Annotated in this window: 5 protein-coding genes; 4 read left to right on the forward strand and 1 reads right to left on the reverse strand. The window is 70.2% G+C overall.

Translation table 11 applies throughout. The features are described 5' to 3' along the window. Positions 1–486 precede the first annotated feature (486 nt). The 3 genes from ACH4F2_RS28635 (at position 487) to ACH4F2_RS28645 (ending at position 4,377) form a co-directional block, all read left to right on the forward strand. Entirely contained in the window at positions 487–1,206 is a 720-nt protein-coding gene (locus ACH4F2_RS28635; RefSeq protein WP_398135644.1) for a class I SAM-dependent methyltransferase, read from the forward strand. A gap of 504 nt (positions 1,207–1,710) precedes the next feature. After that, positions 1,711–3,021: a helix-turn-helix domain-containing protein gene (locus tag ACH4F2_RS28640; RefSeq protein ID WP_398135740.1), complete on the forward strand. Its 1,311-nt coding sequence runs from the start codon at positions 1,711–1,713 to the stop codon at positions 3,019–3,021. Positions 3,022–3,654: 633 nt separating this feature from the next. Continuing rightward, positions 3,655–4,377, forward strand: coding sequence for a helix-turn-helix domain-containing protein (locus ACH4F2_RS28645; RefSeq protein WP_398135645.1), 723 nt, complete (start codon positions 3,655–3,657; stop codon positions 4,375–4,377). 60 nt (positions 4,378–4,437) lie between these two features. On the opposite strand, the gene ACH4F2_RS28650 is transcribed toward ACH4F2_RS28645, so the two are convergent. Next, the gene (locus tag ACH4F2_RS28650; RefSeq protein ID WP_398135646.1) at positions 4,438–5,712 is read right to left on the reverse strand and encodes an aspartate aminotransferase family protein; all 1,275 of its coding nucleotides are present in this window, start codon (positions 5,710–5,712) and stop codon (positions 4,438–4,440) included. Between the two features lie 648 nt (positions 5,713–6,360). Here ACH4F2_RS28650 and ACH4F2_RS28655 point away from each other — a divergent pair. Continuing rightward, on the forward strand, positions 6,361–7,309 hold a 949-nt coding region (locus tag ACH4F2_RS28655; RefSeq protein WP_398135647.1), incomplete at its 3' end, for an ATP-binding cassette domain-containing protein.

Below are 7,309 nucleotides of genomic sequence, written 5' to 3' on the forward strand. Positions count from 1 at the left end.
TCCACTCACCACCCAATGGGGGCGGGCCCCCCCCGCCCCCCCCCTCCCCACAGTCAATTCGCTGCGCCGTTGTCTTGGGCTCCCCCCCCCCGGGGGGGGGGGGCCCCCACCCCACTTCTCAACGGGCGTCCCATTCGAGCCGGAACCCCTCGGGTACTGGACAGAGCGGTGACGAGTGCCGGCTTCCGGTGCGAGTGGAACAAGAATCCGGTGCGATTCCGGACTGCGTCGGCGTACTGTCAACGCAATCCCCGGACACTCGTGAGGCGGTTTATCCAATCCTTACGCGCCTCTCCCGAAGGGTGTCAAGAAGCCGTTTTTATAAGTCGACCAGCGTGCGGAGTTGAAGATCAGGGGGAATGTCCGTCCGGCCCGAGATAAGCTCTTCGTTAATTACTGAAAGGTAGCTGAATTGGGCAGACGTTATTTCAGTGATGTACGTTGACAATGCTTGCTTCCGATGGGTCGGGCGCCTACAATTTTTTCATGAAGCTCGATAACCGCAAAACAGATGACCGCGCTATTCGGGTTCGGGAAGTCCGGCGCGAGTTGGCGCAAGGTGGCCCCGCTCGGACGCGAAATTTCGATGGTGACTTCGAGTACATCACTCTTCCCGAGCGCGACTGCGACCTTCTTCGGGACTGCCTCGTCGCCGAAAACGTCGAGTCCGTCGTCGAAGTAGGGCTGGCCTACGGCAGTTCGGCGCTTGCCGTGGGGGAGGCGCTTGTTTCCCGGGACCACGCCAACCCTCAGCACGTCGTGATCGATCCGTTCCAGAAGGACATGTGGTCCAACGTGGGGTGGGACCTGCTCTGCTCCGCCGGCCTCGACCAGATCGCCAGGCTTCTTCCGACGCTGAATTCAGAGGCCTTCCCTCAGCTCATCGCGGAGGGTTTCGTCGCCGATGCGGGTTTCGTCGACGGGAGCCATGTGTTTCACGAGGTCTTCCTCGACCTCTACTACCTGCGGAAGATCGTGAAGCCGGGCGGTCTGGTGATCATGGATGACGCCGACAAGCCCTCGGTTCGCACTGCGGCCCACTACTTCGAAGTGAATCTGGGCTGGACCGAGCTTTCCGATCCGTTCGCGGACGGGACCTGGCGTGTCGACAACGATCCGAACGGCGCATCCCTGCCGCGCTGCCGGGCTTTCCGACTGCCCGACGTCTTCCCCGAACCGCGCTCGAGGGATTATCTCCCCTTCTGACAGTGCACCGCCTCTGCGGATGACACGGGGATCCGGACCGGTCGTTCGGACCCGATCACGAGAGAGTCCGGGCACGACGACCCGGGGACGGCCTGCGCGGTCCTCCACAGGGTGACCGGTTGTCAGCAGCTGGTCGAAGCGAGCAGCGTCCGGGGCCGGGCGACGTGTGAGCGCACCGTCTGTCGCCACTTCTCCTGCGTCCGGTCAGCCGCCCGTGCCATCGGGGCGCCCTCCTCGGTCTGTCCCGGTTCGCCGGGCCCAGCGGCACACCGACAAGCCCCAGGTATGTGAACGGCTCACCGTCGACGTCGCCGGCCCGATCGAGGAACCGAAGAGGTCGGTCGACACAGCTGTGCGTGCCGGGGGGTGAGTACCTCCGCATGACGATCAGGATTGTCCGCACGCCTGCTGACAGTTCGTACTGCCCGGTGTGTTTTGAGACGATCCGCGCATGGTCAGCCGGCTGAGCAGAAAAGACCGGAGTAGTTGCGAATGAAGACCAACATGTACCCCACGCGGTCCTTCGGGTCCGCCTTACGGGCCGCCCGAGGCGACCGGGGGCTGTCGCTCGGACAGCTCGCCCAGCTGGTCAACTACAGCAAGAGCCACCTCAGCAGGGTGGAGACCGGCGGCAAGGCGCCGACCAAGTTGCTTGCCCAGCGATGTGACGAGGCACTGCGCACCGGTGGCCGACTGAGCAGTCTCGTCGCCTCCGACCTGTCCGGCCGCACCGGCCCGTCACTCAACCAGTTACCCCGGGCGGTGCCCGGCCTGGTCGGGCGGGCAGCGATCCTGTCCGCACTGGACCGCGCTCTTCACCAGTCGGACAAGCGTCATGACCCGGCGGAGTGCAACGTTGTCGTGGTCGACGGGCAGGCGGGGATCGGCAAGACAACCACAGTGCTCCACTGGGCCCACGGTGTGGCGCACCAGTTCCCCGACGGCGTCCTGTTCGCCGATCTGGGCGGCTTCGGCCCAGGCCTGCCGGTGGATGAGACCGATGTCCTGCGCCACTTCATGGCATCCCTCGGCGGACAGGTGGACGCAGAGGTGCCTGCCGAACACCTCGCGGCCCGGTACCGCAGCCTGATGACCGGCAAGCGGGCACTGATCGTGTTGGACAACGCGGCCGACGCCGGACAGGTCAGGCCACTGCTGCCGGCGGCTGGTGGGTGCCACGTGGTGGTGACGAGCCGGAATCGGCTGTCCGGCCTGGTCGTACGAGACGGCGCGGAGCGGGTTACAGTGCCGCCGGTGACCAAGGAGGAGGCCTGGCGGCTGCTCGAGGCCGCTGCCGGACCGTGGTTCGAACGATCGGCCGCGCCGGACATCGCGCGCTCCTGTGGCTATGTCCCGCTGGCCCTGCGAGTCGCCGCCGAGAACACCGCCCGATGGCATCGGTCGCTGTTCGACGGCCTTGACTGCGGGGTGGACGAGGCGACCACCTTGCGGACCGTTCTGTCGTGGTCGTACCGCACGTTGACGCCCGCCGCTGCGAATGCGCTGCAACGCCTGGCGGCGACCGGCGGCAGGATCGTCTCGCCGGCGACCGCGGCCGACCTGCTCGGCACCGGGGTGCATGAAGCTCACATGCTGCTGGACGCTCTGGCGGAGATTCACCTGCTGGACCAGGTCGCGCCCTGCGCCTACCGCATCGACGAGCTCACCGTGGCCTTCTCCGCAGGACTGAATGAGATCCGTCCGCTCCAGTCGGCGTCCGACGGCAGCCACGCCCAGGTGCGCCGCCTACCGGACTCCCGTCCGCCGCAACCGCCGGTGCGCCACGGGGACGGGGTCCTCGACGACAGCGCCTGACGTGCCGGAACCAGCGGAGAGGGCAGGTCGTGACCAGCGGACAGATCCCGGTCGTGTCCGTCACGGACGAAGGCTCCGGACCGTGCGCAGCCGCGTGTCCGTGGGACACGGCGGATCGCCCTCGGGATAGCGCCCGGCGCGCGGGAGCGGCCGGCGCTCGACCCGGCTCCCGGTCGCGCGCGGTGCTCACTCACGGTGCCCCCGCAAGACCCGACCACGTCGGCGGCCGGGCACTGGCTCGAAGGGCGTCGCAGGTGGGCGACATCTGCGAACGGTAAGACGTCGTGAGACCCCGGTTCTCCCGCTCACTCGGCGTCTTCACGGCCGCGGCCGGCACCGAAGGCGCTCCGCGTACCCGGCCCACCTCGCCCCCCCGGCACTGATGAGGCCGCCTCACGCAACGCGGCCCCGGTACTCGAGCACGTACCACCCGGGAGACCACACCGACCGCGTCCATCGGGCGGGGCAACCCTCGGAGCAGGCGGCTGCACGGTCCGCGCGCGACCGCACGCCTCTGATGTCCTCACCACGCACGACCTGAGCGGGCCTCCGACCGGGCGCACCACAGCACCTCGCGCGCCGGCCGGCACCGCATCACCGCACTTCGCACCGTCCTGACACGGAGGAGTTCCCTTGTCCGTCGGAAACAGCTCCCGCTCCATGCTCGCGCGCGGTCTCGGCGTTCTCCGCGCCTTCCGGCCCAGCGAGCCGGAACTCCCGCTCTCCGAGATCGCCCGCCGGGCCGACATGCCCAAGGCGACGGCCCACCGCATCACCACCGAACTGGTCAAGGAAGGCATGCTGGAGCGTGGTGAGAAGGGGCTGAGGCTCGGCATGGGGCTGTTCATGCTGGGGGCCCGGGTTCCTCGCCAGCTCATGCTGCGCGACATCGCCCTTCCCCATGCGCAGCACCTCCAACGCCTCACCCATGGGAGCGCGTTCATCTTCATCGCCGACCCCACCGGGGCGGACCCCGTTCTGGTGGATGCCGTACGACACACCCACGGCCCCGGTGGCGGGCAGGCCGTGGAGGAGACCTGGGCCTCCGAGCGGGCCGCAACCGGAGTCCTCCGCGCCTTCGGCGCCGAGGCCTTCGCGCACCGCGCGGCGCGCGTCCAGAGGGCCGAGGTGGACCGCGCCCGGCACCAGGGCTTCACGGTCGTCCGCGGTGCGACCGGAGTGACGGGTCTCGCCGCGCCCGTGCTGACGGCGCTCGGCGCGGCTGCGGGGGCCCTGGCCGTCGCGGGCCCGCAGGCAGGGCTCGACGCCGGTCTGGCCGCCGCGCACCTCAAAGCCGCCTGCGCCGTCGTCTCCCGTGAACTGCAGCGCAGCCCCGAACTGATCACCGCCGTCTGATGTTTCCCGTCCTCCCTGGTGATTCCGGCTCGATCGTTCGGGGCGAGAGGCCCTGGACGGTCAGGTCCGGGCCGCGGCGACCACCGGGCGGAATTCGTCGGGCACCGCCGCGCAGACGGCGTCCAGGAGGGCCAGCGCCTCCTCGGCGTCCTGGTCCGTGGCGACCAGCGGGGGCAGCAACCGCAGCACCTCCGGCCGGCCCAGGCATGGGGAGACCACCAGGCCTCGGCGCCCCAGCTCCATCAGCACTTCGCCCGCCGCCGCCGGTGTCGAGAACTCCAGGCCCCACAGCAGTCCCTGGCCGCGAACCGCGGTGACCAGTCCTGGGTGGCGTTCCACCAGCCTGGTCAGACCGGAGCCGAAGACCTCCGCCAGTTCACGGCCCCGTGGGGCGAGTTCCTCCACCGCCCGCAGCGCCGCCACGCCCGCGGCCGCCCCGAGCGGATGCCCGGAGAACGTGGTCGTGTGCACGAACGGATCCGCGGCCAGCGGGGCGTACAGCTCCGGCGTCGCCACGAGGGCGGACACCGGCTGGATCCCGCCGCCCAGCGCCTTGCCGAGCAGGACGGCATCGGGCTTCATGCCGAGTTCGGTGCTGACCAGGCGAGGGCCGCAGCGGCGCAATCCGGTCTGTATCTCATCGGCGATGACGAACGCGCCGTGTGCGTGGGCCGTGTCGGCCAGAGCCGTCAGGAACGCCCGGTCCAGGGGGCGTACGCCGCCCTCGCCCTGGACCGGTTCCACCAGGACCGCGGCCACCTCCTCGCCCTCGAAGGCGCCGGGCACCGCGGCGGCGTCCGCCGGGATGTGGGTCACCCCGCCGAGCAGGGGCTCCAGGGACTCGCGGTAGCGGACGTTCCAGGTGGCGGCCAGCGCTCCCATGGACTTGCCGTGGTACGCGCCCTCGACCGCGATCACCCGGCGACGGCCGGTGGCCCGGCGTGCCAGCTTCAGTGCCGCCTCCACAGCGTCGCAGCCGTTGAGTCCGAGCCATACCTTTGTCAGGCGGCCCGGGTCGGCCCAGTCGGCCAGCGCCTCGGCAAGCGCCGCGGTCGCTCGGTTGCCCAGGACACGGCTGGACACCGGCATCGCGTCCAGCTCGTCGCGCACCGCCGCCATCACGGCCGGATGGCGCTGCCCCAGCAGGGTCACCGCGTAGCTGCCGAAGTCGAGCAGGGTGCGGCCGTCGGACAGCCGCACTCGAGCCCCCTCGCCGTACGCCTCGATGGCGCTGGAGCCGTTCATTCCGTAGAGAAGGGCCAATTGCGGCGAGAGATGCCGGCGGACCGCGGTGAGGGTCTCCTTCGCCACCTCCGCTCCGACGCTCGCTGTCATGTCCCAGGCCGTCCTTTCCGTGGTCCGGCGGATCGCGCGACGCGGTGCCCTCGTGGGAGCAGTGCCGGGCAGCGGCACAGACGGTCCGCGGCTGTGGGAGAACAGTTCTAGCCGCCCGTGCGCGCCGCTGGAAAGCGGTGTTCCGTCCACCGGAACATGCGTTGAACCGGGAACGGCGTGCTTGACAGTGTGATCGCTGTCGCCGTCCGTATCCGAAAGGTGCACCGACGCATGGAGACCACTTTCCCCGGGCGCTGTCCGTCCCCGGGAGCGGGTGCCGTTCCGTCTCGACGCCGTCGCGCGCGGCTCGTCGGCCCGGCCGCGCCACCGCACACCGTGCAGCGCCGGGATCACGGAACCGGACGCCCGCACGGTCGTGGCCGGATGCCGCGGGCTGTGGGGATCCGGCTGCCCGGTGCCGCCCGTCCGGCTCGGGAGGCTGCCGCGTGACGCTTTCCGCCACGACCGGGACCGGCTTGAGGGCCACCGGTCTTTGTCGACCGTGGACCGAGGGCGAGCGGGTGCACGGCGACGCCGCGTCCGATCCGTTCGCCGGCCGCCGTCCCCCCATGCTGCCGGAGGTCTGGACACGCCGTGCCGACTGAACCACGCCCGTCCCCCGCCACGTCCCGGCCACCGGCCCTCTCCGTGCGCGGGCTCGGTAAGAGCTACGGCGGTACGGCCGCGCTGCGCCACGTCGATCTGGAGATTGCCGAGGGCACCATCGTCGGCCTGCTGGGTCATAACGGCGCGGGCAAGACCACCTTGATGTCCCTGATCGCGGGGCTCCTGCGACCGGACGCCGGGGAGATCGAGGTGCTGGGTCACTCCATGGCGCGCACCCCGCGCCGGGCGCGCCGTGAACTCGGCCTGGCCTCGCAGGAGCTGGCGATCTACCCACCGCTGACGGTGTTCCAGAATCTGCAGTTCTTCGCCGAGTTGGCCGGTCTCCGGGGCCGGGCGGCCCGTCAGCGCATCGAGGAGGTCGCCCATCCCCTCGCTCTGAACGGTCTGATGGGCCGCCGCGCCTCCTGGCTCTCCGGGGGAGAGCAGCGCCGCGTACACACCGCGATGGCGCTGATCCACCGGCCGAGACTGGTCCTCCTCGACGAGCCCACCGCCGGCGTCGACGTGGAGACGCGAGGCCGCATCCTCGCCCATGTGCGGGAGCTGGCCGCGCAGGGCACCGCGGTCTGCTATTCCACCCACTACCTTCCCGAGATCGAGGAGCTCGCCGCGGACGTGGTCGTCCTGCATCAGGGGCGCGTCCTCACCCGCGGCTCCGTCGACGAACTGGTCCGGCGGCACGGCGACAGTGCCGTGGAACTGGTCTTCTCCGGCGAACCTCCCGAGCTCGATCTGCCCTGGCCGGTCACCCGGCAGGGCGACAGGCTCCTCGTCCGGGTGGAACAGCCCCAGTCGGTCACCGCTCAGGTGCTCGCCGCCCTGGGTGACGCCACCACACGCCTGTCGACCCTGCGTGTCGTCCGGCCCAGCCTGGACAGTGTCTTCCTCCGTCTCACCGGAGGACGCCATGACGAGAGGGCGGACCCGGGCGCGCCCGGGAGTGACAGCGACGGCAGGTCGGACAGCAACG

It is taken from the genome of Streptomyces sp. NPDC017890, assembly GCF_044328675.1.
Taxonomy (GTDB): Bacteria; Actinomycetota; Actinomycetes; order Streptomycetales; family Streptomycetaceae; genus Streptomyces.